General features: G+C 42.2%; 18 protein-coding genes and 1 tRNA gene. 13 read left to right on the top strand and 6 right to left on the bottom strand.

From position 1 onward, the window contains the following. Positions 1-107 precede the first annotated feature (107 nt). Positions 108-1,556, bottom strand: coding sequence for an oligopeptide:H+ symporter (locus BR06_RS0107370; RefSeq protein WP_031481818.1), 1,449 nt, complete (start codon positions 1,554-1,556; stop codon positions 108-110). Positions 1,557-1,799: 243 nt separating this feature from the next. Here BR06_RS0107370 and BR06_RS0107365 point away from each other — a divergent pair, with 243 nt between their 5' ends. Beyond that, complete coding sequence (locus BR06_RS0107365) at positions 1,800-2,888, top strand: DUF6765 family protein (protein WP_031481817.1); 1,089 nt, start codon at positions 1,800-1,802, stop codon at positions 2,886-2,888. Between the two features lie 122 nt (positions 2,889-3,010). Here the strand turns inward: BR06_RS0107365 and BR06_RS0107360 are convergent, their stop codons facing one another. Beyond that, on the bottom strand, positions 3,011-3,952 hold the full coding sequence (locus BR06_RS0107360) for a calcium/sodium antiporter (RefSeq protein ID WP_031481816.1): 942 nt from the start codon (positions 3,950-3,952) through the stop codon (positions 3,011-3,013). 39 nt (positions 3,953-3,991) lie between these two features. After that, entirely contained in the window at positions 3,992-5,317 is a 1,326-nt protein-coding gene (locus BR06_RS0107355; protein ID WP_235727684.1) for a tRNA(5-methylaminomethyl-2-thiouridylate) methyltransferase, read from the bottom strand. Positions 5,318-5,374: 57 nt separating this feature from the next. On the opposite strand from BR06_RS0107355, the gene recA reads away from it, so the two are divergent. The 9 genes from recA (at position 5,375) to BR06_RS0107310 (ending at position 17,341) form a co-directional block, all read left to right on the top strand. Beyond that, positions 5,375-6,469 carry a recombinase RecA gene (recA, locus tag BR06_RS0107350; protein ID WP_051676963.1) on the top strand — a complete coding sequence of 365 codons (1,095 nt, stop codon included), beginning with the start codon at positions 5,375-5,377 and terminating at the stop codon, positions 6,467-6,469. A gap of 153 nt (positions 6,470-6,622) precedes the next feature. Next, a complete protein-coding gene (gene alaS, locus BR06_RS0107345) occupies positions 6,623-9,265 on the top strand; it encodes an alanine--tRNA ligase (RefSeq protein ID WP_031481810.1) in 2,643 nt (880 codons plus the stop codon). A gap of 94 nt (positions 9,266-9,359) precedes the next feature. Beyond that, entirely contained in the window at positions 9,360-9,788 is a 429-nt protein-coding gene (gene rplM, locus BR06_RS0107340) for a 50S ribosomal protein L13 (RefSeq protein ID WP_031481808.1), read from the top strand. 18 nt (positions 9,789-9,806) lie between these two features. Beyond that, a complete protein-coding gene (rpsI, locus tag BR06_RS0107335; protein ID WP_031481806.1) occupies positions 9,807-10,199 on the top strand; it encodes a 30S ribosomal protein S9 in 393 nt (130 codons plus the stop codon). Between the two features lie 317 nt (positions 10,200-10,516). Further along, entirely contained in the window at positions 10,517-11,770 is a 1,254-nt protein-coding gene (locus tag BR06_RS0107330) for an EAL and HDOD domain-containing protein (protein ID WP_031481804.1), read from the top strand. 15 nt (positions 11,771-11,785) lie between these two features. Further along, complete coding sequence (locus tag BR06_RS0107325; RefSeq protein ID WP_031481802.1) at positions 11,786-13,201, top strand: hybrid sensor histidine kinase/response regulator; 1,416 nt, start codon at positions 11,786-11,788, stop codon at positions 13,199-13,201. Positions 13,202-13,219: 18 nt separating this feature from the next. Beyond that, the gene (locus BR06_RS0107320) at positions 13,220-14,482 is read left to right on the top strand and encodes a radical SAM protein (RefSeq protein ID WP_031481800.1); all 1,263 of its coding nucleotides are present in this window, start codon (positions 13,220-13,222) and stop codon (positions 14,480-14,482) included. Between the two features lie 122 nt (positions 14,483-14,604). Next, positions 14,605-16,710, top strand: coding sequence for a translocation/assembly module TamB domain-containing protein (locus BR06_RS0107315; protein ID WP_031481798.1), 2,106 nt, complete (start codon positions 14,605-14,607; stop codon positions 16,708-16,710). Between the two features lie 28 nt (positions 16,711-16,738). Beyond that, a complete protein-coding gene (locus BR06_RS0107310; protein WP_031481795.1) occupies positions 16,739-17,341 on the top strand; it encodes a DUF1318 domain-containing protein in 603 nt (200 codons plus the stop codon). Positions 17,342-17,427: 86 nt separating this feature from the next. On the opposite strand, the gene purM is transcribed toward BR06_RS0107310, so the two are convergent. Further along, complete coding sequence (gene purM / locus BR06_RS0107305) at positions 17,428-18,474, bottom strand: phosphoribosylformylglycinamidine cyclo-ligase (protein WP_031481793.1); 1,047 nt, start codon at positions 18,472-18,474, stop codon at positions 17,428-17,430. A gap of 302 nt (positions 18,475-18,776) precedes the next feature. On the opposite strand from purM, the gene BR06_RS0107300 reads away from it, so the two are divergent. From BR06_RS0107300 to BR06_RS0107290, 3 genes are all read left to right on the top strand, one after another. Then, positions 18,777-19,043, top strand: coding sequence for a hypothetical protein (locus BR06_RS0107300; protein WP_031481791.1), 267 nt, complete (start codon positions 18,777-18,779; stop codon positions 19,041-19,043). Positions 19,044-19,055: 12 nt separating this feature from the next. Further along, positions 19,056-20,084: an AmmeMemoRadiSam system radical SAM enzyme gene (amrS, locus tag BR06_RS0107295; RefSeq protein WP_031481789.1), complete on the top strand. Its 1,029-nt coding sequence runs from the start codon at positions 19,056-19,058 to the stop codon at positions 20,082-20,084. Between the two features lie 159 nt (positions 20,085-20,243). Next, positions 20,244-20,320: transfer RNA gene (locus tag BR06_RS0107290), tRNA-Pro, on the top strand. A gap of 144 nt (positions 20,321-20,464) precedes the next feature. Here BR06_RS0107290 and BR06_RS0107285 read toward each other — a convergent pair. Continuing rightward, positions 20,465-21,145, bottom strand: coding sequence for a hypothetical protein (locus BR06_RS0107285; RefSeq protein WP_031481787.1), 681 nt, complete (start codon positions 21,143-21,145; stop codon positions 20,465-20,467). A 56-nt stretch (positions 21,146-21,201) separates the two neighbouring features. Beyond that, positions 21,202-21,984 (bottom strand): hypothetical protein, encoded by a 783-nt coding sequence (locus BR06_RS0107280; protein WP_031481785.1) that lies wholly within the window; start codon positions 21,982-21,984, stop codon positions 21,202-21,204. Positions 21,985-22,155: the final 171 nt, after the last annotated feature.

Below are 22,155 nucleotides of genomic sequence, written 5' to 3'. Positions count from 1 at the left end.
ATTCAAGACATTCTATTACTTCCAATCGTTGTTCACAAAAGATAGTCACCTTCTTTCAAACAGGCAAGACATTTAGGTCAGAATAGTCATATCATATATAATAGACGCTAGTCACTAATATGCTTTTTAAGGACTGGGACGAAAAGAGTCATCACAAGCGCAATAGCACCGGTAGCAAGACCAATGCGCATAAATAGATCACCATAAATAATTAGGGATTTGGTAGCATGTACGCCCCCTTCCGGCACACTTGCCATGGTCGCGATGTACCCGCCAAGCACCATAGCAACTGACTGAAACATAAACCATGCCCCCATCATAAACCCCATGGATCTTTCAGGAGTCAAACGCGCTACCATTGCCAGCCCCAGCCCACTGACGAGAAGTTCACCTAAACTTTGAAAACAGTAGCTAATGACAAGCCAGTTACCGTCAATATAACCGGTAGCATCGGCCCTATACTTGGCAACCAACGCCAAAGTCAGAAAAGACGCGCAACACATGATCATTCCAAGTGCGAATTTGCCGGGCAAGGAAAAATCTTTACCCGACCTATCAAGCTTTGTGTAAGCAACAGCTAAAATAGGGCTGAGAATCATTATCCAGAAAGGATTCAAAGCCTGAAAGGTTGCGGCCTGTACGGGCATACCGAATATTGAAAGATGAACATTTCTTGCGGCAAAAAGGTTAAGCGATGTTGGCATTTGCTGGTACAGCGCAAAAAAGACAACAGCCTCCGCCATCAGAATCAGACAGATAATTAAATTTGAGCGTTCATGAGGCTCCGCCCTATAAATTTCTCGAATATACAAACCAGCAACAACAACGACAGCGGTATATAGCAGCCCATGCGCAACCGTCAGGTGTTTCAGTAAAAGAGCAGACGCAGCGGCAACAACGATTGTCCCGACTATGGTAATACCGCAATTGCGAAAATGAAGAGGTCTAAAATCTGCCTCTGAACCTATCGGATCGAGTATTCGTCTAAAAAAGATGAAGTTAACAACGGCAACACCCATTCCGATGAAACAAACAAAGAATCCAGCATCCCAACCATATCTTTCTTGTATAAATGGACAAAGCGACATAGCCGCAAAGGAGCCGACATTGATAGCCATATAATAAAGAGTAAAAGCTCCGTCCACTCGCGGATCACCTTTATCGTAAAGTTTCGACACAAGGGCTGAGGGGTTCGCTTTGAATAGACCATTACCCGCAATAATTATCCCGAGGGCTGGATAGAAGAATTTTTCGCAGTCAATACCGAGCAGGCCATACCCAATCGCAAGTACAATTGCCCCGAGAAACATGGTTCTTCGGTTACCGAGAATTTTATCTCCGATATACCCGCCAAGGCACATAAAAGCATAAACGAGAGCTGCAAATGCACTGAAAGTCGTGTCCGCAAGTTCATCCGTGAACCCCAGCTTCTTGACCATGAACAAAACCAAAAGGGCCTGCATTCCATAATATCCGAACCGTTCCCACATCTCCACAGAGAAAAGCAGGTAAAACGGTTTAGGGTGCTGAAATGGACCAGAAGAGCTCTCAGACATTCCTCAACTCCTTTATTTTCATCAAAATATACTATTTTTATTCAGTACGACAACTAGCCTAAAATTGCGAGAGCTAAAGCTTACGGTGCTTACTCCTGAAATCCCACAAAAAAAACACACACTATATTTAAAATTAATATCAATTATTTATATAGCATTTTATCAATAAAAACTTCACACAGACCTATTTTTAAAATAGGATAATAGCCAAACAAACATTATAACAGCATGGAGATTTAAAAAATGCAAAAAGACATGCACTATTATGGCACATACGTTATGGCTAGGGCTGCGGGGATAACTCAAAAAAGAGCACAGATTATAGCTAGCGCGGCGCAGTTTGTGGATGATAACGCGACGAAGAAATCTGTAAATTTCGAAGATGGCGGAGCGTTACACTCACGAGCTAGTGCTCATCACGCTATGAACATCAAAAACCTAGACAGAGACGACCAACGTTTCATCTGGGTTCCGTTTCACTTTCTTCCAGGGAACGAAGGTGAATCTTTTACTGAAAAATTAGTATGTACTAAAAATAGTGACCTTGCGAAAGAAATGACTCGAAATCATCGAGAACAACATAAAGAAGATTTTTCTGATGAATTAATGGGAGTTGCTGCCCATGTCTATGCAGACACATTTTCGCACTATGGCTTTAGTGGAGTTAGCTCCGAGCTTAACAGAATTGACAATGACAGTTTTGAATTTGACATCGCTAAAAACTCTTCAGAAATCATCGAATATGTAGAAAATAAACAAAAACATTTTAAAGTTAAATACTCAGAAGATGCCGGTTTTTTCGAAACAATTGCATCGTGGTTTGCTGAAGAATTATCAGGAGCACTTGGACACGGGGCTGCCTGCACATTCCCAGACCGTCCTTTCCTCGTATGGAAATTTGACTATGACAAACCGGTAAAAAGCAGCGGATGGCGAGACAATCCATCTACGTTCATGGAAGCCTGCGAGGCCCTGCACAAAATGTTCGTGGAATATACCCAAGCAAAATCTGGCATAACCGACATGACTGCATTAGATTTTAACAGCATCCGCGAGAAAGTTAAAAACATTCTGGAATTTGAGGGAACCGAAGAAGAAAGGATTAAGAAGTGGAAAGATGCTGTTACCAAGGAAGCTTTTTTGGGAAACAATCAAACCTTTCCAGAATATCTAGGAATTGACTGGCTAACCGAGAAGGGCGAACTAGAAGGTAAAGATTCATCAATGAAAGCCCTCAACACTTCACTTTACAGATTCTACCAAGCAACCTCCTACCATCGTCACTACGTATTAAGGGACCTATTACCCAGCAAAAAGCTTGTTGTCGCATAAATAAGCAACCCAACAAACAGCTAAACGACTAAACAGACAAATAAAAAGCCCTCCGCCTAAATAATAGGAGGAGGGCTTAGCAATTTATTCTTAAATACTTACCCAACTTCACAAAACAAAATCTAAAGCATAAAATCCTGCACCCATCTGAGCAAGCTGAGTGAAACAAGTATGGCCCCTTCGGTACGGCTAACCTTCCATCCTGTACGGATAAATAGCCACACAAGCGCGACCATTCCGACCAAAATAGCCAGTCCAGGCAATGCTTCGGGAGAAACTTCCAGCGGACGCATCATACATGTCAGCCCGAGTACTCCGGCAAAGTTGAAGAAATCGCTACCGATCAAGTTACCAAGCAACATTTCATTACGTCCCTTAAGGGCGGCGGATAAGCACGTTACTAGCTCAGGAAGCGATGTTCCAGCAGCAACAATTGTCATACCAATAACCCAGTTGGACACACCAAAATGAGTCGCAATGGCCGAGGCAGAATCAACCATAAACTCGCCGCCGAGCGCGATTGCTACGAATCCCGCAAGGAGTTTCGCGTAGTCTTTCCAGGTCATATCGACTTCTATTTCGTCCCCTTTCGGAATTCCCGCAAGAGACTTCGCCGCACGTTTGCTGTGTACAATTAAGTAAACAATATACGTTATGAGAATCGACATAAGCAGAAAACCTGCGCCGTGCCCAAGATTTCCAGTGTAGGCAAGCCCTAGAATAAGCGCAGTGGTCGCCAACAGAATAGGTGCGTCACGGTAAGCAAGAGCACGCGTGGTCGGAAGTGGTTTAATCAGAGCCATAAGCCCTAGAATGAAACCGAGATTGAAAATATTAGACCCAACTACATTAGACAAAGATATATCTGAAAGACCTTTGAAAGCCGCAGTTGCGGTAACAAGAAACTCAGGAGCGGAAGTACCAAAAGCAACAATGGTAAGTCCGATAACGAGATCTGATACGTGATATTTTTTAGCTATTTTAGACGCGGCATCAACAATCCAGTCCGCGCCAAACCAAAGCAGAAATATACTGATAAAAAAGTAAATAGAATGAGAAAGCATTAACCCCTCCGGGAATGAAGAAAGTATACAGTATAAAGATTAGTACTCATTTCTGAGTTTTGATTTTTCAAGTTCAATCTTTTCGACTCTAAACTTATCCCGTCCTATTTTCCACCCTTTTAGCCCATCAATGTTAGGGCCTGCAAAAACGACCGAAGTTTCTTTTGACGGAACAACTGAAACTTCGCTTTTGCCCTCTGGACCTATAACTTCAACAACGACTTCACATCCTTCATTACGGGCCTTAGCTGAAAATGCAGCGGTGAATGCTGCGGCAGAAAGGATATCCAGTTCAGACCATGGTTCTCCATGGAGACTGCGGCCTAGACTCAGCGGCCCAGTAAAATCTCTTACTTCAAAGGTATAATCATTTTCGCGAACCAAAGTTTCCAGGACCTCATTATCAGCCTGATTTCTACCGACAGCCAATAGCTTATTTCCAGCCCAGTACTGCCTTCCCGCAAGCACTAGCTTGTAGAAATTCACATCAGGGGTTTCGAGATTTTTGAGCAAAGGCAAAATCCGAGCAGTATTTTCGTACTCTGTGAGTTTGCAACCGCCCGCAGGAGTTGGAATTACGGTAAATCCGTAATGCTTCGCCAGAGCAAGTTGATCTTTGCGACCGCGCCCACTGATGCGTGGAAGCTTTTCTCTATCCACCAAACCAGATGCTTCAACCGGAGTGATGGTCTGTGTTTTTGCACAAAGCGGACGTAAAAGTAGATCTTTAACATCAGCATCATTTTTAATGGAATTAAGGGATTCCTGACGCTGAGACATCGGCCGTTGACCGAGCACTTCGCCGGAAATGATAAATTTAGCGCCAAACTGTTCCATCATATCTCGGGTACGGCGAATCATCATAATCTTGCAGTCAACACAAGGATTAATCAGCTTACCCATGCCATGAGCAGGAACATCGAGCATCATTTGTATATACTCTTCGCTAATATCGACAGGCATAATCTCCACACCGTAGAGATCCTGCCATTCTTCAATTTTCTCGGGATTGCCGAAAAACGGCGTGATAAAATGAAGTCCGAGAACTTTGAGTCCCTGATCCTGAATAACCTTACATGCTAATATACTATCGAGGCCCCCTGAAAAAAGGGCTAGTGCGTCATATTGTTTGTTCATAGGGGCGGCAGTACCTTCATTTTTTATAAACTGCAACTGCCATATATGCACCTGAATCTTATCAAAAGACGTGATGAGCAGCGCATTATGCAAAATAATTCCAACAATTTTGATTAAATAATAATAGTTTATATGAACGTTAAAGATTGCCTTATTTGCGCCGATTTGGTATCGGAAGCAGTTGCTTGATGTGGATACCGCATCCCGCCCGAAAGGGTTCTTGTGCATGTGACAATCACTTGAAAAAAAATGCGCCAAAACATCTAAGCCAAAACTGGAGAAAACATGAGTAGAAAATCAGCAAATCCCGCAGAACTTCGCAAGGAAGCCCTGAATACAGCACTTACCACCATTGAACGCAAGTTCGGTAAGGGCTCAATCATGCGCCTTGACTCTGGAGCTATACAAGCCATCCCCGTTATCCCAACAGGATCCATCAGCCTCGACTTGGCTCTCGGTATCGGCGGAATTCCTAAAGGTAGAGTTACTGAAGTTTACGGACCTGAATCATCAGGTAAAACAACGCTGGCCCTGCATGTAATTGCAGAATGTCAGAAAAACGGCGGAACTGCTGCCTTCGTTGATGCGGAACATGCTCTTGATGTTAAGTATGCTCAGAGACTCGGCGTAAATACCGACGAACTTCTCATTTCTCAGCCGGATTATGGTGAGCAGGCTCTCGAAATCACTGACTTGCTGGTTCGTTCCAGCGCAGTCGATATCGTTGTTATTGACTCCGTTGCCGCACTTATCCCACAGGCTGAGCTTGAAGGTAACATGGGTGAAACTCAAGTTGGCGGACAGGCCAGACTGATGTCTCATGCTCTCAGAAAACTTACCGGAACCATCCACAAATCGAATTCGGTTGTGCTCTTTATCAACCAGATCCGCATGAAAATAGGTATGGCTGGATACGGTAACCCGGAAACAACTTCCGGTGGTAATGCCCTCAAATTCTACGCATCAGTACGTTTTGATATCCGCAGAATCCAGACCCTCAAAGACAAAGAGGAAGTCTACGGCTCCCGCACACGCATCAAGATTGTTAAAAACAAAGTTGCACCGCCATTCAGAGAAGCCCTTGTTGACATATTATATGGTACAGGGATGTCTCGCGAAGGCGAAATTATTGACCTAGGTGTAGATTATGGAATCATTGACAAGAGCGGAGCATGGTACGCTTACGGTTCTGAAAGACTTGGACAAGGTAAAGAAAATGTTCGCCAGTTCTTGATGGACACCCCTGTAATGCGCCAGGAAATTGAAGATAAAATCCTTATTCATCTCGGAATGAAAGAAGCTCCTAAAGAAGTTCCCAAAAAAGCTACGAAAGAGACTACAAAAGCAGAGAAGGTTGACGAAGCCACTTCTGACGAGTAGAGCCTTTTGGCCTGACAATAGATTAATCACCTCGGCCATCCGGGGTTTTAAAAAGAAAAAGCCGCAAATATTAACCAGAACTAGTTAAAAAATGCGTGTTTTGTGCAGTATTACTTAGTTCAAAAGCATTATATCTTTTTACGGAGGCAGCTCATGAAGGCCAGTGAAATAAGAGAAAGATTCCTAAAATTTTTCGAGGAAAAAGAACATACTGTTATAAGTAGTTCCTCCTTGGTTCCTAAAGACGATCCAACCCTGCTTTTTACGAATGCAGGAATGGTCCAGTTCAAGAAAACCTTTCTTGGACAGGAAAAAAGAGCATATGTCCGCGCTACCACTTCTCAGAAGTGTCTACGTGTCGGTGGCAAGCATAACGACCTCGAAAACGTAGGCCGTACGGCTCGACATCATACTTTTTTTGAAATGCTGGGCAATTTCTCTTTCGGCGACTATTTTAAAGAAGACGCCATTAAATTTTGCTGGGAATTCCTAACTGAGGAATTGAAGCTCCCTAAAGACAAACTATACATTACTATATTCAATGACGATGATGAAGCCGGAGAAATCTGGAAGACAGTCGTCAATGTTTCACCTGACCGCATTTACAAACTAGGTGAAAAAGAAAACTTCTGGACTATGGGTGATACTGGCCCTTGTGGCCCTTGTTCCGAAGTTCATATAGATCAGGGCGAAAACATGAGCTGTGGTCCCAATTGCGGGATCGGAAAATGCGACTGTGACCGCTACCTTGAAATCTGGAATCTCGTTTTCATGCAGTACGATCAAGACGAAAAAGGCAACCGTGTACCGCTTCCACGCCCATCAATTGATACAGGGATGGGGCTTGAGCGCATAACTGCTGTTTGTCAGGGTGTGCAATCCAACTACGAAACAGACTTATTTCAGCCCATGATTCAAGCTGTTGCGAAAAAAGCTGGTGTAAAATATAACGATGACACAGAAATCGATACTGCGCTTCAGGTCATTGCTGACCACTCTCGTTCTATCGCATTTTTAATCACTGATCAGATCCTTCCTTCAAACGAAGGACGCGGATATGTACTCCGCCGTTTGATCAGACGAGCATTCCGCTTCGGCCGCCTTCTCGGGTTAACAGATCCATTCCTTCACGAGACAGTCAAAATGGTTGTCGCGGACATGGGCGGACAGTTCCCCGAGCTTAAAGATAACAAAGATTTCATGGCCCGCATGGTCCGTGAAGAAGAAGAAAGATTCAGCCAGACTCTCGACAAGGGCCTCATCATTCTCGAAGACGAGATGGAAGCTCTTAGGCAGGACGGTAAGAATACAATTTCCGGTGAGCTAGCATTTAAGCTTTACGACACTTTCGGATTCCCGCTTGATATCGTTAACGATGTCACTGAAAAGCACGGATTCACTGTTGATGAAGTAGGATTTAAAGCAGCTATGCTGGAACAGAAAACTCGCGCTAAGAAAGCATGGAAAGGGTCCGGAGAGAAAGACACTACGGTTATATTCCGCTCTGTTCTCGAAGCAGGACTTAAAAACCAATTCACAGGTTATGGTGAGCTGGTGACTGAATCCAGAATCGTTAACATCCTCACTGAAGACGGTCAGCACACCGAACGCATTACTCAAGGTGAAGGCGGCTGGATGATAACTGCTGCGACTCCTTTCTACGGAGAATCCGGTGGACAGATGGGCGATTCAGGCCAAGTTGGAACCCTGACTGGAAATGCTGATATACTGGAATCAGTTAAAGCATCTCAAGACCTGACCGCTTGTAAAATTTTTGTGAACGAAGGCGAGCTTCTTCTCGATCAGGAAGCAAAACTGGAAGTAAATGATGAAATCAGAGTAGCAACTGAGCGTAACCACACAGCGACTCACCTGCTCCATGCCTCCCTTAGAAAGATTCTAGGGGACCATGTTAAGCAGTCCGGTTCACTGGTTGGTCCGAACAGACTCCGCTTTGACTTTACTCATATTGCTGCCATGACACCTGAAGAAGTCAGGCAAGTTGAAAACGAAGTGAACCGCGCTATTCTGGCATCAACTGCAGTTGATGTTCAGGAACTCACCAGCAAAGAAGCTGTTGAAAAAGGCGCGACCGCACTGTTCGGTGAAAAATACGGAGATGTCGTTAGAGTTGTCGACATTGCCGGAGAAAGCATGGAACTTTGCGGAGGTACACACATAAAGTCGACTGGCGAGGCCGGGACATTCGTGATCCTATCCGAATCAGGCGTTGCTGCGGGCATACGCCGCATTGAAGCAGCAACGGGCTGGAACTCTCTCGCGTTCTTACAAGGACAGCGCGACGAGCTAAGCAAGTCTCAGGACATACTGAGAGCTGCCCCAGGCCAGCTTGCAGATAAAATCGCAGCCTTGGTTGCACAAACCAAAGAACTGACCCGTAAGAACGATCAATTGCAGGCGAAGCTTGCTTCTGGTGCTGGTGCGGACCTTATGGGTTCTATTGAAGAAATTGGCGGCATTAAAGTTATTGCAGCCAAACTTGAAGTGACAAATGTTAAAGCCCTGCGCGATCAAACTGATGCGCTGAAGTCCAAACTGGATTCCGGTATCATTTGTCTGATGGCCGAGGTTGAAGATAATAAAGTTTCCCTGATCATTGCAGTTACCAAAGACCTAACAAGTAGGTTTAAGGCAGGTGCGTTGATCAAACCCGTTGCAGCAGAGGTAGGCGGCGGTGGCGGCGGCAGGCCAGACATGGCACAGGCCGGTGGTACCGATCCAAAAGGAATTGATAAAGCTTTAGCTACCCTCAAGAAGGTTATTGCCGAATCATAAATAAAACCGGGATGAGACTATTTGCTCTTGACAGCAAACGAACATTATATGTATAAGTCCCATTCCCCGATTCTACGTAAAGGAGCATTTTTAAATGAAAACATATATTCCAAAGAGTGAAGACATCAGCCGTGAATGGTACGTAGTTGATGCAACCGACATGGTACTTGGCCGTCTGGCAACAAGAATCGCTACAAAGCTCAGAGGCAAGGACAAAGCAATGTTCACACCTCACGCTGACACTGGTGACTTCGTCATCGTTCTTAACGCGGACAAAATCAGAGTTACAGGCAACAAGCTAGATCAGAAGACTTACTACAAGCACACAAATCACCCTGGCGGAATCAAATCCAGGACTTTGAAAGAAATGCTTGAAAGAAAACCTGAAGCAGTTATCGAAATTGCTGTACGCGGCATGCTTCCTAAGAGTAGCCTCGGCAGAAAGATGCTCACTAAGCTTAAAATTTACACTGGCACTGAGCATCCTCACGAAGCACAGCTTCCTAAGCCTTTCGAATTCTAATTACAGGTGGATAAAAACATGAGCCAAGATTTTAATTACGGTACTGGTAAAAGAAAGAATGCTGTAGCACGCACTCGCATGTACGCAGGTACAGGCGTGATCACAGTCAACGGTAAGTCTTACGAAGATTACTTTCCTCGTAAAACTCTCCAGATGATTGTTCAGCAGCCTCTTAAATTAACAAAGAACGTCGGCAAATTTGACATCAAAGTCAACGCTGATGGCGGCGGAGTAGCTGGTCAGGCACAGGCTGTCAGACACGGTATTTCCCGCGCTCTTCTAGCTATGGACCCTGAACTTCGTCCTCTTCTTAAACGCGCTGGTCTTCTGACTCGTGATGCTCGTAAGAAAGAACGTAAGAAACCAGGTCAGCCAGGCGCACGCGCAAAGTACCAGTATTCAAAACGTTAAGTCATACAACGACTTATATATGCCTTTATTTAGGCGGAATCGTTTATTCGATTCCGCCTTTTTTGGCGTTGTACAATGAGCTGATTACTAACAAAATGCCCAGTATTCAGCGCGTACTACAAAGACTAAAAAATAAAAACATACAAAAATGTAAGAAATCAAACACATTAACTAAACAAATCTCAACTATTCTATACACATAAGATCCAAGACTACTATTTAAGAAACTCCACCAGAATTAAGCACTGGTAAATGTTAAAAAAACATTATATCTAATACTAGTTGTTGAACAAATTCGTAACAAAGCAGTAGTAAATATGAACTCCGGTAACGCCCCGCTATATGACAAAATATTTTTTGCCCGGCAGCCAATTTTACAGCCGGACCAATCTCTGTGGGGATATGAACTTTTTTTCCGCAACAGCAGTTCTGCGACAACCGCAATTATATCTGATGACTACAAAGCAACTCTAAATGTTGCTGCAGACTCCTGTTCAACTCCCGGGGAAGAGCTTCCTAGCGATGTTAAGTTAGTTATAAATTTTTCTCATAAATCCATTGTCGAAAAGATACCTTACTCGCTACCTGCAAATAATACAGTTGTTCAAATCCCGGAGATGACTCCGCCCACACCAAGCCTTATCAAATCACTGCAAGAACTATCTAAAGATGGATACACAATTGCAATTGATGATTTTGAGGGGCGTCCGCAAGGTGAAATTTTCATAAACTACGCAGATGTAGCAATTGTAGACATCAAATCCGCCACTGAAGAACAGTTACATAAAATACACTGCATAGCACAGCAAGCAGGTGTTAAGTTAATAGCAAAGCGCGTGGAAGACATGCCTCACTTTGAATTAGCTCAGAAATTTGGATTTGCATTTTTTCAGGGATTCTATTTCAAACGACCTGAGAATATCGCAGGTAGAAAACTGCGCCCTAGTGAAATAGTCAGATTAAAACTTTTCAAACTCATCGAAGATCCAGCTCAAGACTTTGCTGCACTCGCCAAAGCTTTACAAAACGATGTTTCCATCAGCTACAGACTTCTGACTCTTCTGAACTCTCCCACTTTTGGGTTCAAGCAAAAGATTACATCTATAAAACAAGCTATTGTTTTAGCCGGATGGACACTTATAAAGAACTGGCTGCGAGTTATTCTTCTTACTGACTTGACCTCAAGCGGAAAGAGTTCAGAACTGCCACAGTTAGCTACTCAGCGAGCAAAATTTCTTGAAATGGTTACAGCAGAATCCAAGAACAAATTAAACCCCGAATCAATGTTTTTGCTGGGTTTATTTTCATTACTTGAAGCAATGTTCGACATGCCCATGGCTTCAGTTACTAAATATTTACCTCTGGAAGTAGACATCCGCGCAGCACTATGCGGAGAAGCCAATAACTACCATCAATATTTAGATCTAATTACTCATTTTGAAGAGGCTCAGTGGGACAAACTTGAAGAATCTATCCTGAAACTTGGACTTAACCCAGTATCAGTTTCTCGTAGTTATTACGACTCAACGCGTTGGGCAAATGGTTTCTTCCAGACACCAGGTTCTGCGTAAGCTGTTGGAGGATGTATGAAAGACTGTTGTTCTGTCGATTCTCATAGCAATCTCAATATTTTGATTGCGGGTAAAAATCCGCAACTCCATTCTTTGACGCTCGAACTTCATAATCAGGGTCACTCCGTCTCCATAGCTAAAATGGCTAGAGAGACTCTTTTTATATATGCGAGCCAACAACCAGATCTGATCATCTTTGCAGAATTTGAAGATACATTTGAAACGTTTTCATCAATCCGCGATATCAATCCGGATTCTACCGCTCTCTTTTTATTAGACGTAAACAAACCGGAAAATTTCGAACGTCTATTTGAGTTTCATAATGTTTCATATATTTCATCCACCGCATCCATATCCAAAATTATCTCTCAAATTTCTGAATTTCAGAAAGAAATTTGCCGCAAAAGAGAAATCGAAGACAACTCAAAACTTTATGATTTGATCCTTCAAGGGCTGCCATTTCCCGCACTTCTGATTTGTGCTTGTACTAGTAAAACTATTTTGGCAAACAAGTCGGCTCTTGAAACGCTTCCAATTAAGCAATCAGATTCAATCGTTCCCTTCATTCCATTCCTTGCAGAAGAAGTGCGCAATAATCTTTTTACAGATCAAGAAGCGTATCGCATCCACTCGCTTAAATCAGTTTTTGCATATGACAGGTTTTGGGATCTGACCATTGAGCAGGTTGCGCCATCTGTGTTCCTACTTTTATCTGTAGACGTAACGGAGCAGCGTAAGCAACTTCAACTCAGGGAAGAAATGGAGCGCATCGCGCGCCATGACTTAAGATCCCCCACAGCGACAATTGTAGGGATGTCACGCATACTTGAAACTGAAGCTGAAATTAATGAAGAATATCAGCCTTTAGCTAAGATTGTTCGTACCACAAGCGAACGAATGATCCGTCAGATTGATACATCCTTAACTCTTATCAGACTCGAAACAGGATCGCTTGTCGCTGACGCACATCCATTTAATATTTTTAGAGCAATCACGGCTGCAATCGGTGATGTGAACCAGATCGTAGAAGAGAAAAAACTTAACATTGAGTGCTTTCTCGAGGATACGCCTTTACAGGATGAATGTCCGGTGGTGTGCTACGGGGAAGCATCCCTTATCATCACTATGTTTTCTAATCTTATTAAAAACGCTGCCGAAGCTGCTCCCAATGATAGCACTATTAAAGTGACTATGCAGGATAAAGATAATCAGATTGTTACAACTATTAATAATCAGGGCGAAGTCCCTGAATCCATTAAGAGCAACTTCTTTGACCGCTATGCTACTCATGGTAAAAAGAATGGAACCGGACTTGGAACATATAGCTCAAAACTTATCGCCATGGCCTCAGGCGGAGATCTTTCTTTTACTAGCTCATTAAATCACGGAACAACTCTTACAGCCACTCTCCCTAAACCCCCAGAAAACTAGGACAGGAATTAACAATCAATGGCTTCTAAAAAAAAACCGCGCCCATTACTCGTTTACGCGGATAAAGACGGACAGATTTTCGACCATCCGGAACTTGAAATGATATGCCGCAGAGGCGATGAACTGGCTCAACCAAAGCCTGAAGAATATATCCCACTTCCTCCCGACAGCGAATTTTTCCTATTGCCCGGGAGAATCCCTATAGGCCTTGATCCTGAAACAGGCGAAGTTGTTGAAGTCGAAGGAACAGCGGTTGCGGCTTTTGCTTGCCCCGGTCTAACTTTGACTGGACTTGCCGCGTATGGAAATACCGATGATTCCCCGGTTTTGCCGATGTTTTCTTACGGAGCGGTTGGTTTTGCAAACGGCAGATTCTGGATCACTGCGAAAGTAGTCGATGAAGATAAAAGACAGGTTTTTACCAAAATTCCACGGCAAAAAATAGATTCAGGCGCAAAACGTCTTATGAAAGATATGCCTGAAAATCGTCTGGTCCGCCATTTAGCTACCTGCGCATTGACTTACGGCTGTCCTGCGGCCCAAAACCTAGCCTTAGGAAGATTTGAAGCGCCCCTTCCAACCTCACAGACCTGTAATGCACGTTGCCTAGGTTGCATATCCGAACAACCTGAGGAGTCTGGATTTCCATCCACGCAGGAACGTATCAAATTTACACCGACAGCAGATGAAATTACTGAAATAATGCACTACCACGCCAAGCGCGAATCACGGCCGATATTCTCATTTGGTCAGGGTTGCGAAGGTGAGCCATTAACCGAAGCGAAGTTGCTGACAAAAGCGATCAGCAAATTTAGATCCGCAGGTGGTAAGGGTACCGTTAACATAAACACTAACGGATCTTTAACAGCCGCAATACAGCCACTAGCAGAAGCTGGCCTGACCTCTATCAGAGTCAGTATGAACAGTTTACTAGAGCCAGTTTACAATGCGTATTACCGCCCAAAAGGATATAAATTTGAAGATGTTATAGCGACAATATTCGAAGCCAAAAAACATGGTATCCATGTATCGCTAAACTACCTGTTCTTCCCGGGAGTTAATGATACCGAGAAAGAAGCGGATGCACTGATTAAAGTAGTGAAGGAATCCGAACTTGATTTTATACAGCTACGCAATCTGAACATTGATCCCGATCTTTACATGGAGCTTGTGGAACAGTACGAATTCGGCCCGGGAATGGGCTTCATTAATTTCCGCAAACGCATAAAAGCAGAATGTCCGTGGATAAAATTTGGTTATTTTAATCCATTCTTGGGCTAACAAACACCCCTGAAGTGGTATTCTAACTAACAAGACTAAGCATAAAACAACCGTCAGAATTACATAAATATTCTGGCGGTTTTTTGTTTTCAGACGCCAGCCGTAGGTGTATATATTAATTTATGAATAAGCTCCGCTTCAATATGCTTATCAGCACAATCCTGCTGGTGCTGATTATGCCGCATACAGCTATCTCGAATGAGACAAGCAGTTTCGGTGTTAATTACCAGTTTAAGGTAGACCTACCAAAAGCGGGTTTATCCGGGATATTAAAGGGCTACCTTGAGCATATTCAACAAGCCAACTTTAAGTTTGAGGGCAATTTTAACCCCGAACTATCCCCTCTGAAAAGCGGCCCAATTAACATTAGCACTGAACTGAGCTTAGAAAAAGGGTTCGTTGCTTTTCGTAAACTATCAATTCATATCGCAAGCCTGAATCTAAATATCTCAGAACTTAAACTGCACAATCCCGACATAACTATAACCGGTAGCGGTAAATATTTCACAGATTCTAAAACGGCCCAATTTAGCAATTTAAAAATAAAAGCCGGAAATCTTCCCATAATCAATGCAGCCTTGAATTATTCTCCTAAGTTTGACGGAACTCTTTCCCTAAATATTTTCGATCCACTTCCTCTATTACAAAATATTGCGGAAAATCTTCTAGGAGAAGCCGCCTTAGAATGGGAAAAAGAGGGCAAATTAAATCTGGCACTAAACCTGAACAAGTTAAATTCTGCGCCAGAGTCAACTTTATCGCTTAATTTCGATGATTTTTCCGCAAGTTCACCTGACGGATTATACCTTGTAGACAGCTTTTCCGGATCACTAAAATCCTTCTTGCCACTTAATGAATCAAAAATACGCACAGTATTAAATATTAATTCAGGTGAAGCCCTCTTTAATACTCTCTATCTAAACCTCAAGAATAAGCCGCTAAAGGCTTCCATCCTCGCTACTCAGTCTAAGAATAAGAAAGTCATTTCATCAAAAATTGATGTTACCTGGCAAGAGATGGGCACTACCAGAATCGATACGAAAATTAATACTGCTAAAAAAGAAATACGCTACTCAGGTAATATGGATATAAATATCCCGTCTTTAAACGATCCTTTTAAAGCTTTTGTGGCCGACCCTTTTTCACTATCTGATCTTTCGGCGAACGGAACCATAGCACTGTCTTGCAAGTTCAACGGATCACCTTCTGAGACTCTCATTAACGGAGTCCTTGCCCTCGCGAAAGGCAGCTTTCATTCTTCCTCCATAAACACCAACAAGATATCGTCCAAACTCCCTTTTGCGGTTGTACTTGGTGATGATTTTCTGCCTCAGACAAGTGATAAACTCAAAAAAACTGATCAGGGAACAATCCGTCTTGGAGAATTCAGTGCAGGGCCGCTGGTTTTAAAAGATTTCAACATTCCTTTATCTGTATCGTCAAATGAAGTAATTTTTGGGAAAATACCATCTATTAAACTAAGCGGGGGACAGCTAAAACTTTTAAAAGTTAGGCTAGAAAAACCGTTTTCAAAGGACTTTGCTTTGAACGGCAAGCTAAATGTAAGCGCTGTTAACCTTTTACCTTTATCGCCCCCCTCTCTTCCTATAGATGGTTTACTCAACGGTGATCTCCAATTCTGGCTTCTTGCAAATACTTTATCCACCGAAGGCTCCTTTTCAGGTGAGGTTTACGGTGGTGATATGGAAGTTTCTGAAATTTTCGCGGAAAACCCATTTTCGCCATCCAGACAATACGGAGCGGATTTCAAAGTTAAAAGTTTGAAACTTATTCCATTAAGCAAGGCATTAGATATCGGACGAATTACAGGAAGGATGAATCTTGATCTTACAGATTTAGTTGTTGCATATGGACAACCAGCGGAATTTAAACTTATCGCCGTTTCCATACCTGACGCTGATTCTGATCAGGAAATAAGCTTGAAAGCTGTTAACACATTGTCCGTAATCGGGACAGGATCAGGCTTAACGGGGGCCGGGGTTGGCCTTTTCTCACAGATTTTCCGGCAATTCAGTTATGCAGGACTTGGTCTAGAGTGTACCTTAAACAATGACTTATTTAAAATTAGAGGCTTGATCAGAGAGGATGGAATCGAGTATATTATTAAGAAGCCACCATTGTTCGGCATAAATGTCATCAACAGCAACCCTGAAAATCTTATTAGCTTCTCAGACATGCTTAAGAGGCTGAAAAGAATTTCAGAGTAGCCCTAAAATAATTTTACAGGAGATTTTCATGTTAAAAAAAACCGCACAGGTTTTAACCTTAATGACGTTATTTGCGTTTGCTGCATGTGTCACGGTCAATATCTACTTCCCAGCCGCGCAGGTGGAAAAAGCCGCAGAAGATATTGTTGACGATGTGTATGGAACCAGTACGCAAGACCCCGCACAAACAAATGGGGACAGTTCATCCTTGCCTTCATTTTTAGCAATGCTCACGCCATCTAATGCTCATGCACAAAGCGTAACGACTTCCGACATAGAAGGTCTAAAAAAATCAAACTCGGCAATCAGGGGACTTAAGCAAAGCATATCTGCCACTCATCAAAAGCTCATTCCCTATTATAACGCAGGGAATATCGGCATCGACAATAAAGGATTACTCAAAGTAAAAAACAAAGATGGACTGAATCTTTCCGATAAGGCAAAAATTCGCAGACTGATCGCACAAGACAACAAGACTAGAAAAGAACTATACGCTGAAGTCGCAACATCAATGAACATACCCGGCAGTGAAATTCAAAAAGTAACCAATATTTTCACAGATGTCTGGCAGAAGAAAGCTCCCGCTGGATGGTGGATTCAAGATGCATCCGGAAACTGGAAGCAGAAATAACATTGGATAAATTAAACAAAGAAAGCCCTGAAATAAATATTTCAGGGCTTTCTTATTGGAATTAAATGAATGTGGGCTGAATCAGACTAAAAGTTAACGTTCACCTGCTCAGAATCACCGTCACGAGCAATAGTTTCGCCAATCTTCCATGAATTAATATTCATGCCCCTCAATCTATTGAGCACATCTTCTTCTCTGTCTTTTTTAACAATCATGATGTAGCCAACGCCGCAGTTAAAAATCTGCAACATTTCAGGCCAGCTCAGGTTACCCTGCTCTTTCATCCAGTTAAAGACAGGGAGAACATCCCATGATCCAAAATTAATCTCAGCTGTTACCTGATTAGGTAGAACTCTTGGCAGGTTATCGTAAAAACCGCCGCCAGTTACGTGAATCATTCCTTTGATTTCAATATCGCGAGAAAGACTGCGTACAACATCAGCATAAATTTTAGTCGGCGTCATAAGAGCTTCGCCGATCTTGGTATCTGTTCCGGGAAGGAGGTCATCAGCAGTCAGACCAGATTCATCATACAACTTGCGAACTAAAGAATACCCGTTTGAATGGATACCCGAAGACGCCAGTCCAATAATGGAATCACCGATTGTGATAGAGGAACCATCAACAATCTTAGTATTGTCTACCATGCCGACACAGAAGCCGGACAGGTCGTATTCTCCATCAGCGTAAAAACCAGGCATTTCTGCTGTTTCTCCGCCCAGAAGAGCACATCCCGAAATCTTACACCCTTCAACTATTCCGGAGAGCACTTCTTCAGCCACGCCGGTTTCAAGTTTTCCAGTTGCAAAATAATCTAGGAAAAATAAGGGCTTAGCACCTTGAACAAGTATATCGTTAACGCTCATAGCCACAAGATCAATACCAATGGTATCATGCTTGCCTATAGCGAAAGCGAGTTTTAATTTTGTACCCACCCCGTCGGCACCAGCCACGAGAACAGGTTCATCCATCTGGGTCAGGTCAAGCTTAAAAAGCCCCCCAAAACCACCAATGTCCGTGACCACACCTTTAGTAAAAGTGGAACCCACCATACCTTTAATGCGACCTATAAAATCATTTGCCGCGTCGATATCAACACCGGCGGCCTTATAAGCATCAGAACGACTTGCCATATATTTATCTCCTAACAATCTCTTTAGAAGGGATTGTATATGCTTAAATCGGCAAGAGTTCAAGGGACATCGGTCCTCTTTATGCCGAAATATTCACCGTTAAGGCCCACAGCTTGCAACATATAAAAACGCTGATCATTCAACTTTTAACATGTGCAACAGCCGTAATAAGACCGCGACATTAAACAACTTAAAACTATCAAATACGAACACTTACACTCAAACAAAGCTTTATGTCCTAAGCGAAATAAGCAAGTGTCATTTTCCAAACAGTCTGGTACACTATTACACGGAGAAATATCATGTACAAGAAAAGTTTATTATTCTTATTTATTATTTTGGGGCTGACTTTTACAGGAACAGCTTCTGCCGGCACAAAGTTTATTAATAAAGACACGGCTAAAGACCGCGAAAATATTACTCTCGGCACCAGCGGAAAGAGCAACGACATTTCCATAAAGTCCGACAACAAATCAAATATTATGAGCACCAAGCCGAAAGAAAAAAATGATGAGGAAATAGACCCGAATATAGGTCCTATTCTCATAGTTCCCAAAATAGAACCATAAGGACAACAAAAAATGCTGCATCCTGCACGACTTTGGAAACAACTTAAAAACAATAAAGTTCAATGCCGCCTTTGTAATCATTTTTGCGTAATCAGACCTGATGATCACGGAACATGCGGAGTAAGACAAAATGTTGATGGTTCACTTTTTACCAAAACATACGATTTAGTTGCGGCAATAAATATTGACCCGGTTGAAAAAAAGCCGATGTACCACTTCCTGCCGGGGAGCGAGACCTTCTCATTTGGTACGCAAGGGTGCAATTTCGGCTGTGAATTCTGCCAGAATGCATCGCTGTCGCAGCATCCTAAATCCGGGCGAGCCGTCACAGGCCAAAAAGCCACGCCGGAAACACTTGTCGAGGCGGCGCTCGCTCACAACTGCCGATCAATCTCATACACATATTCTGAACCGACCGTTTTCTTTGAACTAATGCAGGATACTGCAAAATTAGCTCATGAAAGAGGATTGAAGAACATCATAGTATCAAATGGCTTCCAAAGCCCTGAATGCCTTGAGGAACTAAGCCCCCTCATAGATGCAGCAAATATCGACCTTAAGAGCTTTAATAATGATTTCTACAAAGACATATGCAAAGGCAGCCTAAACCCAGTGCTCGAAACTCTGAAGCACATAAAACGGCTAGGCTGGTGGCTGGAAGTAACAACCCTGCTCATTCCAGGTAAAAATGATGATATATCTGAAATAAAAAACATGGCCAAATTCATCGCTGACGAACTTGGGGAAGAAGTTCCGTGGCATATTTCACGATTCCACCCAGACTATATGATGCAGGACCTCGCTGTTACTCCCATGAAATCCTTAGCTCTTGCCCGGAAAGCAGGAACGGATGCCGGACTGAATTATGTATATATCGGCAATGTCTCCGATAATGAATCGTCCGCGACCTTTTGTCCGACCTGTAAAAAGGAAATTATCAGCCGCTTTGGCTTTTCTATGGAAGAAAAAGGGGTAGAAAATGGAATGTGCAAGTACTGTGGAACTCACGCAAATGGAGTTTTTGAAATAAAACCAGCTTAAGACAAAAATCAGAGCCACTTCGTAAAGCGTTGAAATAACTAGCAGCACTTAAAAAAGAACAAAATAAACTTACTTTTTATAAAAAAAAGCTTGCCAAGCATATGGGTTTAAACTATCCCCTCTCTTGTGCACAGCGCTAGTGCAGCAATTTACATCAGTCGGGGCGTGGCGCAGTTTGGTAGCGCGCCTGCTTTGGGAGCAGGATGCCGGGAGTTCGAATCTCTTCGCCCCGACCACTGAGAATACAAAGGGTTAACTAAGAAATTAGTTAACCCTTTTTCTTTTGGGGATTTTTTTGAGATGGGTGTGTGAGTGTGGGGTGTGATTCTGGGGATCGGTGGTTAATTGCTGAAATGAGAACACTGCCAAAAAGAACAAGGCTATAAAGTTACGCCATCCTTCTTCATCAACATTAAAATTCTCTTTTTCTTTACAAAAGCCAACTTATCTTCAATTTTTGGTTCATCTAAACTTAATTGATCCAAAACAACATCATACTTTTCCTGAATAAACTTTTTGAGATTATTGAATGACTTTCTGTGATCATTTAGGAGAGTTTCAAAAACCTTTACAATTGTAAGAAGAATTCCCAATTGTTTACCCCTATTCCCAGTCCATTCTTCATATTTATTTATCTGAGCAATAGCTTGACCATAGAGGTTGAAGGAATCTGTAATATCTAAATACAAATTCGATTCACTCAAAAACAAAAAGTATATGTTTGATCTAGAAAAAAAGAATGTCTGAAATAATTCCATTTTTTCACATTCAATCTCATTATCTACAAATAAATAATCATCCATATAGCCAACCAAATCAACAATACTATTCACTTGATCATTTAATGCGACAAGACATTCAACACATTTCCCCATTTCATGATCTTTCTTTTTATCACTTTGTTGTCGCTCATAAGCTAAACTTGTTAGATACGCCCCCAGAGCAACAGCAGCTAATGGGAGAAGAAACTCTTTAGTCAGGCTAGCTAGGTTCGGTGTAAAAAATATTTTTTGCGGAAGTTGTTCAACAAAAATATTAATGCAAACATTAGTTCCATTCATATATCACACATTCCCCACTGATTTTAATATCTTGAGGCTGACAACATCTCCAACGTTTACACAGAAGATTTTAGCAACTGATATAATTTCAACATATTAGAAAGCTCTTTCTTTTGCTTTAAAGGAACAACATAATCCACGGTCCCTTTGCTACCGTAAAAGCGGATAATCGATTTTTTTGATTTGCTGATATTAGTAGTCAACTTAAGCAACTCTTTTGACATAGCTCCATCATATGTTTCCCAAATAGTCTGTGAATTATCTCTTTCAAAATCTAATTTCTGAGATCTGTATTGAAGACCATCATTAGAAACACCAAAAGCATCAATAAAAATCCAGTCATCATCATGATATGTTAGGTAAAATCTACCCCAAACTTTTTTGCTCATTCTTCCAATATACATCGATACAGATGTTTTATACCCATTATGATTTTTTATAAAATATTTATCGTCAAACTCTTTATATGTTATTTCATAATCAACCAAGAAGTCAGCAACTTCAGCTTTATTACTTTTCAATGTAGATACAAATCTAATTATATTTTCAAGATGTACAGCATCTACTTTTTTACCAACATTTGTTTCATACCTATTATATACAGGATCATACCCTGTAAGAGTAACGTCACTTCCTTCAACAATATATTCGCCCACGGCAGACGTTCTTTCTAAATATATATCATGCCACATAACATGCGCAGCACCAAATTTTGATTCTAAATCTTCATCAACATCTGTTTGAAAAAATACTGTCTCCCCTGTTTCTAATTTTACTTCATAGTAATAACTACCATACTTTTCGATTGGTAAATCATCAGCTAAATAACCACGAACCATAGAATATCTCCCCCACTCTCCAATACTCTGCCTTTCATCGGGCGAGTAAACAAAATGTAAGGAAGAGTACGAACCTTGAAGTGCTCTATAGATGACGGACACGGCTCGAGAGGTTAAAGTCAGCTCATGCAGGAGAAATACTCATGAGTAATCGAAAGTATTCAGAAGAAT

The sequence above is a fragment of the Maridesulfovibrio frigidus DSM 17176 genome (genome assembly GCF_000711735.1).
In the GTDB taxonomy this organism is placed as follows: Bacteria; Desulfobacterota; Desulfovibrionia; order Desulfovibrionales; family Desulfovibrionaceae; genus Maridesulfovibrio; species Maridesulfovibrio frigidus.
This window is presented reverse-complemented; position numbering and strand designations above follow the sequence as displayed.